10 protein-coding genes are annotated in these 14723 nt (G+C 66.5%); 5 read left to right on the forward strand and 5 right to left on the reverse strand.

Features of this window, described 5'->3' with window-relative positions; genetic code table 11:
- Positions 1–13: 13 nt before the first annotated feature.
- A complete protein-coding gene (locus QX071_RS30270) occupies positions 14–907 on the reverse strand; it encodes a LysR family transcriptional regulator (protein ID WP_315705497.1) in 894 nt (297 codons plus the stop codon).
- 242 nt (positions 908–1149) lie between these two features.
- On the opposite strand from QX071_RS30270, the gene QX071_RS30275 reads away from it, so the two are divergent.
- The 5 genes from QX071_RS30275 to QX071_RS30295 are packed head-to-tail and all read left to right on the forward strand — an operon-like array spanning position 1150 to position 7155.
- Positions 1150–1626 (forward strand): formate dehydrogenase subunit gamma, encoded by a 477-nt coding sequence (locus QX071_RS30275; RefSeq protein ID WP_315705496.1) that lies wholly within the window; start codon positions 1150–1152, stop codon positions 1624–1626.
- Entirely contained in the window at positions 1623–3179 is a 1557-nt protein-coding gene (locus tag QX071_RS30280; protein ID WP_315705495.1) for an NADH-quinone oxidoreductase subunit NuoF, read from the forward strand. The genes QX071_RS30275 and QX071_RS30280 overlap by 4 nt, the downstream gene beginning before the upstream one ends.
- 10 nt (positions 3180–3189) lie before the next feature.
- Positions 3190–6069, forward strand: a complete 2880-nt coding sequence (gene fdhF / locus QX071_RS30285; RefSeq protein ID WP_315705494.1) for a formate dehydrogenase subunit alpha — start codon at positions 3190–3192, stop codon at positions 6067–6069.
- Positions 6070–6083: 14 nt separating this feature from the next.
- Entirely contained in the window at positions 6084–6929 is an 846-nt protein-coding gene (fdhD, locus tag QX071_RS30290; RefSeq protein WP_315705938.1) for a formate dehydrogenase accessory sulfurtransferase FdhD, read from the forward strand.
- Positions 6919–7155: a formate dehydrogenase subunit delta gene (locus QX071_RS30295; RefSeq protein ID WP_315705493.1), complete on the forward strand. Its 237-nt coding sequence runs from the start codon at positions 6919–6921 to the stop codon at positions 7153–7155. The genes fdhD and QX071_RS30295 overlap by 11 nt, the downstream gene beginning before the upstream one ends.
- A gap of 79 nt (positions 7156–7234) precedes the next feature.
- Here QX071_RS30295 and QX071_RS30300 read toward each other — a convergent pair whose 3' ends face one another.
- The 4 genes from QX071_RS30300 to QX071_RS30315 form a co-directional block, all read right to left on the reverse strand.
- Complete coding sequence (locus QX071_RS30300; protein ID WP_315705492.1) at positions 7235–10192, reverse strand: bifunctional [glutamine synthetase] adenylyltransferase/[glutamine synthetase]-adenylyl-L-tyrosine phosphorylase; 2958 nt, start codon at positions 10190–10192, stop codon at positions 7235–7237.
- Positions 10189–11649, reverse strand: a complete 1461-nt coding sequence (locus tag QX071_RS30305) for an ATP-binding protein (RefSeq protein WP_315705491.1) — start codon at positions 11647–11649, stop codon at positions 10189–10191. The genes QX071_RS30300 and QX071_RS30305 overlap by 4 nt, the downstream gene beginning before the upstream one ends.
- On the reverse strand, positions 11633–12313 hold the full coding sequence (locus QX071_RS30310) for a response regulator transcription factor (protein WP_315705937.1): 681 nt from the start codon (positions 12311–12313) through the stop codon (positions 11633–11635). Before QX071_RS30310 ends, QX071_RS30305 begins: the two co-directional genes overlap by 17 nt.
- 282 nt (positions 12314–12595) lie before the next feature.
- A complete protein-coding gene (locus tag QX071_RS30315) occupies positions 12596–14179 on the reverse strand; it encodes a Do family serine endopeptidase (RefSeq protein WP_315705490.1) in 1584 nt (527 codons plus the stop codon).
- Between the last annotated feature and the right edge of the window lie 544 nt (positions 14180–14723).

Here is a 14723-nt window from a genome sequence, read left to right on the forward strand (position 1 = left end):
ACGGGCGAGGACATCACGCCTGCAGGCTCGGCGCGACCTCGCGGACGATCTGCACCAGCGCGGCAATGAGGGGGGTCATCGGATCGCGCTGCGGGATCACGAGCCCGATCTGGTAGTTGATCACGGGATCGACGATCGGGATCGAGCGCACCTTGTCGGCGAGCCCCAGGGTCTCCGCGAGCTTGGCCGGCATCACGCTCGCCCAGCGACCGGTCTTCACATGGGTGTAGAGCACCAGCAGTGAATTGGAGGTCAGCGTCGGCGCCACCTCGCTGCCCGCGGCGCGGAGCGCGCGATCGATGATGCGGCGGTTCTGCATGTCGGGCGTCAGCAGGCAGAGCGGCACCTGCCCGACCTCTTTCCACGTCACCTCGTCGCGATCCCCGAACATGGCATCCGGCGCGGTCAGGAGCCGATAGCTCTCGTTGTAAAGCGGGATGGTGCGCACCTTCCCGATCGGCTCGTTCTCGATATAGGTGAGGCCGGCGTCCACCTCGAGATTTTCCAACAGCCCAAGCACGTCGGCCGAGGTGCAGGACATGATGCGGAACCGTACGTCCGGATGACGCGCCCGGAACGGTGTCGTCAAGGACGCAACCATGCCGAGCACGGTCGGCACCGCCGCGATCCGGATTTCGCCGGACAGCTTGTCCTTCAGCCCATTGATTTCCTGCCGCATCGCCCGGAAATCGCCGACAATGCGCCGGGCCCAGTCCAGCGTCCGCTCCCCCTCCGGCGTGAAGCCCTGGAAACGCGAGCCGCGCTGCACCAGCATCACTCCGAGGATCTCCTCGAGCTGCTTGATGCTGGTCGACATGGTCGGCTGGGTGACGCCGCAGGCCTCCGCGGCGCGGCCAAAATGCCGCTCCTTCGCGAGCGCGAGCAGAAGTTCGAGCTTGTCGATCAAAAACGAGGCCTTCCCGGAAGTTGTGCCGCCGGGCGCATGGACGGCATGGGTTTCATTAGCATGGCGAACGCGGTCGCAACATGGCAAAGCTGCGACAACCGGCCGCTAAGCGCCTGTTTTGGGTCCAAATTTAGCGATCCTTCGATTGTCTTTCGCTATCGCAGCACGGGACTGCTTTATTGATATTTGGACCAATTCCAATTCTCATCAAGGCAAGCCAGCAACGTATCGATGGGACAAGAATGACGCCGGTCTACGAACCTTGGGAGGCGGCGCGCGGCGCCGAGATCATCGCCCAGCACAGCCAGATGGAGGGTGCGGCCCTGCCGATCCTTCACGCGCTGCAGGAGGCCTTCGGCTACATTCCGGAGGAGGCGCTGCCGATGATCGCCTCCGCGCTGAACTTGTCGCGCGCGGAAGTTTACGGCGTCTTCACCTTCTACCATGATTTCCGGGCCAAGCCCGCCGGGCGGCATGTGCTGAAACTGTGCCGCGCGGAGGCCTGCCAGGCTGCCGGTGGCGATGCTCTGGCCGCCCGCGCCGAAGCCAAGCTCGGTGTCGCTATCGGCAACACGACGCCGGATGAGCGCGTTACCCTGGAGCCGATCTATTGCCTCGGACTCTGCGCCACCGCACCGTCGGCCATGCTGGACGGGCGCCTGGTCGGACGGCTTGACGAAGCCCGGCTCGATGCCCTCGTGTCGGAGGCCCAACGATGAGCCTGCGTCTGTTCGTTCCCTGCGATGCCGGGGCGCTTGCGGTTGGCGCCGACGAGGTTGTGAGCGCGCTGCATGGTGCGGCGCTCGAGCGCGGCCTCACCATCGAGATCGTTCGTAATGGCTCCCGCGGCCTGTACTGGCTGGAGCCGCTGGTCGAAGTCGCCACGCCCAACGGCCGCCTCGGCTTCGGTCCGGTCACGACTGCCGACGTCCCATCGCTGCTGGACGCCATTGTCGCCGGCAAGGCGCATCCGCTCGCGCTGGGCAAGACGGACGATATCCCCTGGCTGAAGCGGCAGACCCGCCTCACCTTCGCCCGCTGCGGCGTCGTCGATCCGCTCTCGCTCGACGACTACCGCGCCCATGGCGGCTATCGCGGCCTCGCACGCGCGCTCACTCTGAAACCCGATGAGATCATCGCCGAGGTCACGGCCTCCGGCCTGCGCGGCCGCGGCGGCGCCGGCTTCCCCACCGGCATCAAGTGGAAGACGGTGGCGCAGACGGCGGCCGACCGCAAATACGTGATCTGCAACGCCGACGAAGGCGACAGCGGCACCTTCGCCGACCGCATGTTGATGGAAGGCGATCCCTTCGTCCTGATCGAGGGCATGACGATCGCGGGCATCGCGGTGGGCGCCACCAAGGGCTACATCTACACCCGCTCGGAATATCCGCACGCAATCGCGGCGATGACGAAAGCGATCGCCATTGCCAGGAAGGCCGGCCTGCTCGGCGACAAGGTCGCCGGCTCCAACTTCGCGTTCGATCTCGAAGTGCGCTCCGGCGCCGGCGCCTATGTCTGCGGCGAGGAAACCTCGCTGCTCGAGAGCCTGGAAGGCAAGCGCGGCATCGTCCGCGCCAAGCCGCCGCTGCCCGCGCATCACGGCCTGTTCGGCAAGCCGACAGTCATCAACAACCTGCTGTCGTTTTCCGCGATTCCCTACATCCTGGACGAAGGCGCCAAGACCTACGCCGATTTCGGCATGGGACGCTCGCGCGGCACGATGCCGATCCAGCTTGCCGGCAACATCAAGTTCGGCGGGCTGTTCGAGACCTCATTCGGCATCACGCTGGGCGAACTGGTCGACGAGATCGGCGGCGGCACCTTCACCGGGCGCCCGGTGCGGGCGGTACAGGTCGGCGGGCCGCTCGGGGCCTATTTCCCGCGCGCGCTGTTCGACACGCCGTTCGACTACGAAGCCTTCGCCGCCCGCGACGGCCTGATCGGTCACGGCGGCATCGTCGTGTTCGACGACACGGTCGACATGGCCAAGCAGGCGCGGTTCGCGATGGAATTCTGCGCGATCGAGTCTTGCGGCAAATGCACGCCCTGCCGCATCGGCTCGACCCGTGGGGTCGAAACCATCGACAAGATCCGACGCGGCGACCGCGTCTCGGACAACATCGCATTGGTCGAAGACCTCTGCAGCACCATGAAACTCGGCTCGCTCTGCGCGCTCGGAGGCTTCACGCCTTATCCGGTGCTCAGCGCGCTCAAACACTTCCGCGAAGATTTCGGACCGCAGCAGCCGCGCCTGCAAGCGGCGGAGTAAGGACGTCGCCATGTCGCTCATCCAGGAAACCGATTACGGCACCCCACGCTCGAAGTCAGAGACCATGGTGACGCTGACCATCGACGGTCAGAGCATCACCGTCCCTGAGGGCACCTCGATCATGCGCGCGGCGATGGAGGCCGGCACCGAGATCCCGAAACTCTGCGCGACCGACATGGTCGACGCCTTCGGCTCCTGCCGGCTGTGCCTGGTCGAGATCGAAGGTCGCAACGGCACGCCCGCCTCCTGCACTACGCCGGTCGCACCGGGGCTCGTGGTCCACACCCAGAGCGAACGGCTGAAGAAGCTGCGCAAAGGCGTGATGGAGCTCTACATCTCCGACCATCCGCTCGACTGTCTGACCTGCGCGGCGAATGGCGATTGCGAACTGCAGGACATGGCGGGCGCGGTCGGCCTGCGCGACGTCCGCTACGGCTACCAGGGCGAGAACCACGTGTTCGCCGAGGCCTGTGGCGAAGCCAATCCGGCATGGCTGCCCAAGGACGAGTCCAACCCCTATTTCAGCTATGACCCCGCAAAGTGCATCGTCTGCTCGCGCTGCGTCCGCGCCTGCGAGGAAGTGCAAGGCACCTTCGCCCTCACCATCTCCGGCCGCGGCTTCGACAGCCGGGTGTCGCCCGGCATGAGCGAGAGCTTCTTGGGCTCGGAATGCGTCTCCTGCGGCGCCTGCGTACAGGCCTGCCCAACCGCGACGCTGACCGAAAAGTCCGTGATCGAAATCGGCCAGCCCGAGCATTCGGTCGTCACCACCTGCGCCTATTGCGGCGTCGGCTGCGCCTTCAAGGCCGAGATGCGCGGCGAGGAAGTGGTGCGCATGGTGCCGTACAAGGACGGCAAGGCCAATCGCGGCCATTCCTGCGTCAAGGGCCGCTTCGCCTGGGGCTACACCACCCACAAGGAGCGCATCCTGAAGCCCATGATCCGCGAGACCATCGCGGAGCCCTGGCGGGAGGTGTCGTGGGACGAAGCGTTCAACTTCGCCGCACAGAAGCTGCGCGGCATCCAGGCCAAGTATGGCCGCGACGCGATCGGCGGCATCACCTCGTCCCGCTGCACCAACGAAGAGACCTATCTGGTGCAGAAGCTGATCCGCGCCGGCTTCGGCAACAACAATGTCGACACCTGTGCCCGCGTCTGCCACTCGCCGACCGGCTATGGGCTCGCCACCACGTTCGGCACCTCCGCCGGTACCCAGGATTTCGACTCCGTCGAGGACACCGACGTCGTCATGGTGATCGGCGCGAACCCGTCGGATGCGCATCCGGTGTTCGCCTCGCGCATGAAGAAGCGGCTGCGCCAGGGTGCCCACCTGATCGTGATCGACCCGCGCCGCACCGAGCTGGTCAAGTCGGCGCATATCAAGGCCGATCACCATCTACCGCTGATGCCGGGCACCAACGTCGCCGTGCTGACCGCAATGGCGCATGTCATCGTCACGGAAGGGCTGGTCAACGAGGCGTTCGTGCGCGAGCGCTGCGACTGGAGCGAGTTCCAGGACTGGGCGGCTTTCGTCGCGCAGGAGAAGAACAGCCCCGAGGCGGTCGCGGCGATGACCGGGGTCGATCCGCAAGAGCTGCGCGGCGCCGCCCGCCTCTACGCCACCGGCGGCAACGCCGCGATCTACTACGGCCTCGGCGTCACCGAGCACAGCCAGGGCTCGACCACGGTGATCGCGATCGCCAACCTCGCGATGGCGACCGGCAATATCGGCCGCCGCGGTGTCGGCGTGAATCCGCTGCGCGGCCAGAACAACGTGCAGGGCTCCTGCGACATGGGCTCGTTCCCACACGAGCTGCCGGGCTACCGGCACATCTCGGGCGATGCCGTGCGTGACCAGTTCGAGGCGATGTGGAACGTTAAGCTCAACCCTGAGCCGGGCCTGCGCATCCCCAATATGTTCGATTCCGCGATCGACGGCACCTTCAAGGGCCTCTACGTCCAGGGCGAGGACATCCTGCAGTCCGACCCGAACACGACCCACGTCGTTCAGGCACTTTCGGCAATGGAGTGCGTTGTCGTCCAGGATCTGTTCCTGAACGAGACCGCCAACTATGCCCATGTGTTCCTGCCCGGCTCGACCTTCCTGGAGAAGGACGGCACCTTCACCAACGCCGAGCGCCGCATCCAACGGGTTCGCAAGGTGATGAGCCCGCGCAACGGGCTCGCCGACTGGGAGGTCACCATCCGCCTCGCCAAGGCGATGGGCTTCGAGATGAAGTACAATCATCCGTCCGAGATCATGAACGAGATCGCGGCGCTGACGCCGAGCTTCGCGGGGGTCTCCTACGCCAAGCTCGAAGAGCTCGGTTCGGTGCAGTGGCCCTGCAACGAGAAGGCGCCCGAGGGCACGCCGATCATGCATATCGATGGCTTCGTGCGCGGCAAGGGCAAGTTCGTCGTCACCGAATATGTCGCGACCGACGAGCGCACCGGCCCGCGCTTCCCGCTGCTGCTGACCACCGGCCGCATCCTCTCCCAGTACAATGTCGGCGCCCAGACGCGGCGCACCGACAACGTGGTCTGGCACGGCGAGGACCGCCTGGAGATCCATCCGCACGATGCCGAGCAGCGCGGCATCCGCGACGGCGACTGGGTGCGGCTCGCAAGCCGCGCCGGCGAAACGACACTGCGGGCGCTGATCACCGAACGCGTGGCTCCGGGCGTGGTCTACACCACCTTCCACCACCCGATGACGCAAGCCAATGTGATCACCACCGACTATTCGGATTGGGCGACCAACTGCCCGGAATACAAGGTGACCGCGGTGCAGATCTCCCCCTCCAACGGCCCGTCGGATTGGCAGAAGGCCTATGACGAGCAGGCCCGGCAGTCGCGCCGGATCGCGTCGGTGGTGGAAGCGGCGGAGTGAGCTGGAGCGAAGTGATGTCGGATGCGGTGCGCATCGCGAATCGTCTGGTCTGGCGCGACGGGGCCTTCAGCGAAGGTAGCCGTCGCGTGCCGGAGGAAAGCGCGATCGCGCTGACCTATAATGGCGGCACCCATGCCGTCATGATGGGGACGCCACAGGACCTTGCCGATTTCGGCATCGGCTTCAGCCTCAGCGAAGGCATCGTCGACACGGCGGACGAGATCCGTTCGCTCGATGTCGTCGAGCTCGACGATGGCATCGAGATCAGGATGTGGCTCGCGCCCGAGCTTGCCGCGCGCATGGCCGAGCGCCGGCGGCATATCGCCGGCCCCACCGGCTGCGGGCTCTGCGGCATCGATTCGATCGCGGAAGCGGTGCGCGCGCCGTCGCTTGTTTCCGAGGGACGGCGCTTCGCGCCGCGCGACATCATGGCGGCGTTGGCCGCCGTCGAGCCGCTGCAGCAGCTCAACCGCGAGACCCGCGCCGTGCACGCCGCGGCGTTCTGGACGCCGGCGCGCAGCATCGTCGCCTTGCGCGAGGATGTCGGGCGTCACAATGCGCTGGACAAGTTGGCGGGCGCTCTGGCGCAGTCGCACACGGCGGCGCACGAAGGCATCGTGCTCTTGACCAGCCGGGTCTCGGTCGAGATGGTGCAGAAGGCGGCCGCCATGGGCGCGCCGCTCGTGGTTGCAGTATCTGCGCCGACCGCGCTTGCGATCCGCATGGCGGAAGCTGCCGGCATTACGCTGGTCGCGGTTGCCCGCAGCGACGGATTTGAGATTTTCACCCACCCCGAACGGATCATCGGCGCCGACGAGAGCGCCCGATCCAGCCAAGCGGATACGATGCATGTCGCATGATACCCACGACCGCCTGATCTACATGGCCAACCAGATCGGCAAGTTCTTTCATCCCCAGGGCCACGACAAGACTGTTGCCGGCGTCGCCGAGCATATCAAGAAGTTCTGGGACCCGCGCATGCTGAAGTCGATCTTCGCGCATCACGATGCCGGTGGCGCCGGCCTCGATCCCGATGTGTACGAAGCGATCGGAACGCTGAAGCAGGCGGTGAAGGAAAAGGCCTGAAGCCCCCTCGGTGCGCCCCTTCCTTCAAGGGGGGAGTGAAAGGTCATCGGGGCGGCGCCCGAGCCTCTCTCAAGCTTGATCACCCCTCCAGCAGTGCCGTGAAGACCCGCCGCACTTCGCTCTGCGTCTCGCGCACGCGGGCCTCCAGCGCCGAGAAGTCCGGCGCGTCGCCGGCACGGGCCATCACCCGCAACAGATCCTCGCCCGCCTGCTCCGGCTTGAACTTGCCGCTGACGCAGAGCCTTAGGATCTGTGTCAGGTCATGATAGAGCCGCGCCGCCTGGCCCAGGACATCGGCTTCCGCACGCGGCAGCACGTCGAGCCGCTTCGCGTTGTGCAGCACCTGCACGCTGCTGACGTCGAGGATTTCCGGCAGCCTGGCGGCGTGAATGAGCTGCAGATATTGCGCGATGAAATCGATATCGACCATGCCGCCGGCGGCATGTTTGAGGTCCCACAGATCGCTCTCGCCCTTCTCCATCGCGATCGCGCGCCGCATGTCGGCGACGTCGCGGGCAATGGCGGTCGGATCGCGCGGCCTGACCAGCGCCGCCCGGATCATCTGTTCGATCGTGGCACGAAACGCCGGCGAGGCCGAGATCACCCGCGCGCGGGTGAGCGCCATGTGCTCCCAGGTCCAGGCCTCGTGCTCCTGATAATGGGCGAAGGATGAGATGTGCGAGGCCAGCGGCCCGGCGCGGCCCGACGGGCGCAGCCGCATATCGATATCGTAGAGCACGCCGTAATTGGTGCGCGAGGTGAAGGCCGAAATCAACCGCTGGGTGAAGCGGGCGAAATAATGCGATCCCTGCAGCGGCCGCTCGCCGTCGGAGTCCGGCGCGTCGGGATCGAAATCGTAGAGCAGGATCAGGTCGAGGTCCGAGGACGCCGTCATCTCGCGCGCGCCCAGGCGCCCCATCGCGATGATAGCGGTCTCCTGGCCCTTGATGCGGCCGTGCTGGGCGGCGAAGCGCTCGGTGACCAGGCCATGCACGGTGTGGACGATGCCTTCAGCGACATCGGCGAAGGCGGTGCCGGCCTGCTGCGCCGACACCGTGCCGGAGAGGATGCGCGTGCCGATCAGGAACAGGCTCTCCTGGCCGAACAGGCGGAGACGATCGAGAAACTCTTCGTAGGTGCCGGCATCCTTGAGCGTCGCCGCCAGCCGTTCCGACAATTCGCGCCTGTCCGGCATGGCGCCGAAGAAGCGCGGATCGATCAGCCCGTCCATCAACTGCGGCTTCCGCGCCAGCATGTCGCCGAGCCGGGGCGCGGCGCCGAGTACGAGCGCCACCAGTGCGACCAGATCGCGGTTCTGGCCGAGCAAAGTGATGAGGCGCCCGCCTCGCTGCAGCGCCTGGAGGAAGCGGTCGAAAGCCACGACGGCGCGGTCGGGTTCGTCGGCATGCGCGAGACAATCGATCAGCGTCGGCACGAAATCGGTGAAGGCTGAGCGCGTGGTCTCGGTCCGGAACACGCGGTACTCGCCCGCCATCCATTGCTGCAGCGTCCTGGCCACCATAAGCGGGTCGCGGAATCCGAGCGCAGACAGATGATCGAGCAGCCGCGGCTCGTCCGGCCCCGCGCCGTAATCGACCGGCGGCAGGCTCGCCGTTCCCGTGGGATCGCCCTCGAACAGCTTGGCGTAATGGCCCTGCACGATATTGAGCTGGAACAGCAGGTCCTTGGCGAAGGCGTCGCGGCCCTCATAGCCGAAGAACTGCGCGAAGCGCTCCACCGCCTCCGGATCCTCCGGCAGGCTATGGGTCTGCTCGTCCGCGATCATCTGCAGGCGGTGCTCGACCCGTCGCAGGAACTGATAGGCTGCGCCGAGTTCATCGCGCGCCTGATCGGTGATCCAGTTGCTCGCCGCCAGCACATCGAGTGCCTGCAGGGTCTGGCGCACGCGCAAATCCGCATGCCGGCCGCCGGCGATGAGCTGCTGGGTCTGGGCGAAGAACTCGATCTCGCGGATGCCGCCGCGGCCGACCTTGACGTTATGGCCCTCGACCGAGATCTCGCTCTGGCCGCGATAGACCTGCATCTGCCGCTTCATGTCATGGACATCGGCGAGCGCTTGGAAGTCGAGATGCTTGCGCCAGACAAAGGGCGAGAGCTCTGCGAGCAGCGCCTCGCCGGCCTTGACGTCGCCGGCGCAGACGCGGGCCTTGATCATGGCGGCGCGCTCCCAGGTGCGCCCTTCCCGCTCGTAATAATGCAGGGCCGCATCGGTCGACATCGCCACCTGCGTCGAGGCAGGATCGGGGCGAAGCCGCAGATCGACCCGGAACACATAGCCGTCCGCCGTGCGCTGCTGCAGGAGGCGCGCCATCGCCTGCGTGACCCGCACGAAGAAGGGCTGCGGCTCGATGTCCGGCGCCAAGGTCGACACTTCGGGATCGAAGAACACGATCAGGTCGATGTCGCTGGAATAGTTCAGCTCGCCCGCGCCCATCTTGCCCATCGCGAGCACGAACAGCCCGGTGCCGGCCTCCGGCCGTTCGGCATCGGGAGGCGCAAGCCGACCGCGTACCGCCTCCTGCCGGAGCAGATAACGCAGCGCCATCTCGACCGAGGTGACCGCGATGTCGGTCAGCGCGGCCGTCACCTGCATCACCGGCCAGACACCGCCGATGTCGCAGAGCGCGGTGAGCAGCGCGGCCTCGGATTTCATCCGCCGCAACAGCCGCATCACCTCGGCTTCGTTGCTGGCGGCGAACACCTCGCGCGCGGTGTTTTCAATCAGATCAGCGAGATGCGATTGCGGCTCGCTGCGCAACAGCCGGAGCAGCCGGGCGCCGTCGGCGCGGATGAGGTCGAAAAGATAAGGCGAATGCTCGGCGATGCCGAGCAGGATCGTTCGCGCATATCCCTCGCCAAGCAAGGACCGTAAGCCGGCCGCCTGGGCCGGCTCGAGATCGGCGAGCCAGTCAGTCAGGCGGCGTTCGGCTTCGGCGGGCGTACGGACATGCGGGCCGGTCACGAAACGCGCAGCCAAGCTATGCCCGTCCGCGTGTCCCGGCGCGGATGAGGTCATGCCGCCTTCTGTGGCACATCCGCCGTTTGAGCCGCAAGCCTTGCGGGCAGACCTGCGGCGGCAGGTAGCACCAGGGTTGCGATCAGCCCGGGATTGGCGTCGCCGAGCCGCAGTTCGCCACCATGCAGGGTCGCGACGGCGGAGGCGAGGCTGAGCCCGAGACCGGAACCCGGCAGGGTGCGACTGGCCTCCAGCCGCACGAAGCGCTCGACCGCGTGCTTGCGCTCGGCTTCGGGAATGCCGGGACCATGATCGGTCACGCTCAGGAGCACCTGATCGCCCTGGCGCTTCGCCTCGATCAGGATCTCCTTGGCCAGTCCCGCCGCATCGATGCCGAGCGGCACGACGCCCGGCTTGCCGTATTTGATCGCGTTCTCGACCAGATTGGCGAGCGCCTGGCTGATCAGCTCACGATTGCCATGCAGCGGTGCCGTCGGGGCCTTGACGCGCAGGATCATGCCGTCGTCTTCGGCGAGCGGCTCGTAAAGCTCGTGAATGCCCTTTGCGACCTCCGCAGCGTCGAAATCGATCATGTCGCCGCGCGCCTGCCCCGACTCGGCCCGCGCGATCATCAACAGCGCATTGAAGGTGCGGATCAGGCCGTCGGATTCCTCGATGGTGCGTTCCAGCGCGGCGCGATATTCGCCCTCGGTGCGCGATTTCGCCAGCGCCTCCTCGGCGCGGTTGCGCAGCCGCGTCAGCGGCGTCTTCAGATCGTGGGCGATGTTGTCCGAGACCTCCTTGAGGCCGGTCATCAGCGCCTCGATCCGCTCCAGCATCGCATTGAGGTTTTCGGCCAGGCGATCGATCTCGTCGCCGCTGCGCCCGACCGGCAGGCGGCCCGACAGGTCGCCCGCCATGATGCGGCGGGTGGTGCCGGTCATCGCATCGATCCGGCGCAGCACGCGCCGCGCGACGAAGATGCCGCCGCCGATCCCGAGCACGACCACGACCAGCACCGACCATTGCGCCGCCTTGGCCACGATGCCGAACATCCGCTTGCGCTCTTCGAGGTCACGGCCGATCAGCAGGCGGAAACCGCTGGAAAGCTGGGTGACATAGACCAGCGCGCGGTGCGTCTCCTCACCGCGGTCGTCGAGCCTGCGGTAGAAGGTCTCGGACCAGCCGGATGAGCCCATCACGCCGGGCGCCAGCGAGCCGACATTGCCGGCGATCGCCTGCCCGGTCGGCGTGGTGATGAGGTAGAGATTGGCCCCGGGCCGCAGCGCCCGGCTTTCGATGTTGAAGACGAGACCGCGCAAGCCCCGCCGCGAGAAGATGTCGGTCATCTCGCTGATCTCGGCGGTCACCGTGGTCGAGATCTGCTCGGTGATCAGGCGGCGGGTGTTCCAGGCGAAGTAGCCGAGCAGCGAGGCCGCAAACAGTGCAAACAGCGCCAGATAGACCAGCGTCAGCCGGAACGCGGTGGTTCGGATCAGTTTACCGAAGGCCGTCACGGATCATGTATCCCGCGCCGCGGATGGTGTGGAGCAGCGGGCGCTCGAAGCCCTTGTCGATCTTGGAACGCAGCCGCGAGATGTGCACGTCGATGACGTTGGTCTGCGGATCGAAGTGATAATCCCAGACGTTCTCCAGCAGCATGGTGCGCGTCACCACCTGTCCCGCATGCTTCATCAGGTATTCGAGCAGGCGGAATTCGCGCGGCTGCAGGGTCAATTCGTCCTTGCCGCGGTTGACGCGATGGGAGAGCCGGTCGAGCTCGAGATCGCCGACCCGGTAGACCGTCTCCTCGGCCGGGCCGCCATGGCGGCGGGAGAGCACCTCGACCCGGGCCAGCAGCTCGGCGAAGGCGTAGGGCTTTGGCAGATAGTCGTCGCCGCCAGCGCGCAGGCCCTTGATGCGGTCATCGACCTGCCCCAGCGCCGAGAGGATCAGCACCGGCGTCCGGTTGCCCGTCTCGCGCAGCGCGCCGATCAGCGACAGCCCGTCGCGCTTGGGCAGCATGCGGTCGACCACGAGCACGTCGTAGTCGCCGCTTTCGGCCATGGCCAGCCCTTCCTCGCCGTCGCTGGCGAGATCGGCGATATGCCCGACCTCGCGAAACGCCTTCACGAGATAATCGGCGGATTCGCGGTCATCTTCGACGATCAAAAGGCGCATTTCGGAAACGGGGGCGGTCACGGTTTCTGCTTCCATCTACATGGCGCGGCCGCCGTTTCGGTGCAAGGCGAACCACGCCAAGGGGTTAAGCAAGGCAAACGCAGTCAACAGAGAGGTGGGCGGTGAAGCTGGGGGGACTTCACCGCCCGAGTTCCTTCCGACGGAGGGGGGCATTGTCCAACGGAAGGTTTTGAGGGAGCGGGCCTAACGCCCGCCCCCAGGAGGAACCACCGACGCGGGGGCAACATGCCGGCGATCCCTCCATCTCGTCAGCGTCCGGTATCAGCCCTTGGCGAGCGGCACCGCGACGAAGCGCGACTGGCCGCCGCTCTTCACGCGCATCAGGACGCTGTTCTTGTTGTCGTTCTTGGCCGCGGCCAGCGCGTCGCGGACGTCGCCCGCGGAGCTGACGTTCTTGCCGGCGACCTCGAGGATGACGTCGCCTTCCTTGAAGCCGCGCTCGGCCGCCGCGCTCTTCGGATCGACCTCGGTCACGACCACGCCTTCCTTGCCGGCGCCGGCCACGCTGTTCGCGGGCGCCACCGTCAGGCCGAGCTTCGGCACGTCGGTGCCGCGGGTCGGAGCGGAATTGTCGCCGCCGACATCGGCCTTGGCCTCGATGTTGTCGGGCAGCTTGCCGAGCGTCAGGTCGAGCGTCTTCTCCTGGCCCTTGTGCAGGACGTTGAGCTTGACCGCGGTGCCCGGTGCGATGCCGCCGATGGTGCGGGCGAGTTCACGGGCATCCTTGACCGGCTCGCCGTTGACCGCGGTGATGACGTCGCCGGACTGGACGCCGGCCTTGGCCGCCGGGCCATTGGCCTGGGGCTCGGCGACCAGCGCGCCTTCCGCCTTCTTCATGCCGAGGCTGTCGGCGATATCCTGCGTCACCGGCTGGATCTGGACGCCGATCCAGCCGCGGCTGACCGAGCCCTTGTCCTTGAGCTGGGCGACGACGTTCTTCACGGTCGAGGCCGGGATCGAGAACGCGATGCCGACGCTGCCGCCGGAGGGCGAATAGATCGCGGTGTTCACGCCGACCACGTCGCCATCGACGTTGAAGGCGGGACCGCCGGAGTTGCCCTTGTTCACGGGCGCGTCGATCTGGATGAAGTCGTCATAGGGACCGTTGCCGATGTCGCGGCCCATCGCCGAGACGATGCCGGCCGTCACCGTGCCGCCGAGACCGAAGGGGTTGCCGACCGCCAGCACCCAGTCGCCGATCCGCGGCTTGCCGTCGGCCAGCTTCGCGAACGGGAAGTTCGAGCCGCCCTCGACCTTGATCAGAGCGAGGTCGGTGCGCTGGTCGGTGCCGATCACCTTGGCGCTGTAGGTCTTGCCGTCATCGGTCGTCACCTCGACCTTGCTGGCGCCATCGACCACGTGATTGTTGGTGACGGCAAAGCCGTCAGCCGAGATGAAGAAGCCGGAGCCCTGCCCCGTGATCTGGCGGCGACCATTGCCGCGCATGCCCGGGAAGCCGTCTGGACCGCCGAAGCGGCGGAAGAAGCGCTCCATCGGCGAGCCCGGCTGGAACGGCGTATCGTCGTCGCCGCCGCTGCTGCTGTCGTCCTTGGCGACCTTCTCGTTGATATTGACCTTGACCGAGATCACCGACGGCTTCACCCGCTCCACGATGTCGGCGAAGCCGATCGGACGGGCGACCTTGCTCACCTCATTGGCGACCTGCGCATGGGCGGGGCTCGAGAACAGGTCCGCCGGACCGTTCGAGGGGCTCAGCCCATAGGCAGCGACGCCCAGCCCCGCGACCACCGAGGCCATCAGCGCGAACTTGCGCGCGGAAAACAGGGCGCGCCGGGATTTCCGGTATGATGGGAGGGAAGACAGATCGGTGAAACGGTCGGTCATACGGCTTTTCTCCAGAAAAGGTGGGCTCGGTGTCGTTGAGGTGAAGCACCGTTCGGTGCTGAAAATGGGGATTGCCGCCTTACGGCGTGCTGGCGGGCGCGTTAAACTTCTGTAATGGACGGAAACAGACCTGCGACAGAATAGCGCAGGGATGGGGGTTCCTTCTGGGCACCCCTGGGGGCGGTAAATCCCTCGCTGAGATACCGTCCTGAAGCCCGCCGGCCCGCCCAGCCCTCCGTCATTGCGAGCCACCCGGTCCGCGCGAAGGCGCGGCCGGATGACAGGCTCCGCGAAGCAATCCAGGCGCCCGCCCCGCGACTCTGGTTTGCGGCGCGATGCGCCTCGCAATGACGCCCGCGGCATCGTCCGATCCACATGTTAAACAGCGCGAGCTTGAGACATACGCCCGCCGCCTCGCGGCGCGTTGCGCGCCCGAGCTTTGCGGCAATGTCGCCCTCATCGAAAGCAGAGGGCGCAGGGAAGGCCGCATAGGCGTTAAGGTAGCGCGAGCATCGATTGATACTTGCGTTTTCGAGGAGGCTCG

Origin of the sequence: Bradyrhizobium sp. SZCCHNS1022, assembly GCF_032484835.1 — a bacterium.
Taxonomy (GTDB): domain Bacteria; phylum Pseudomonadota; class Alphaproteobacteria; order Rhizobiales; family Xanthobacteraceae; genus Bradyrhizobium.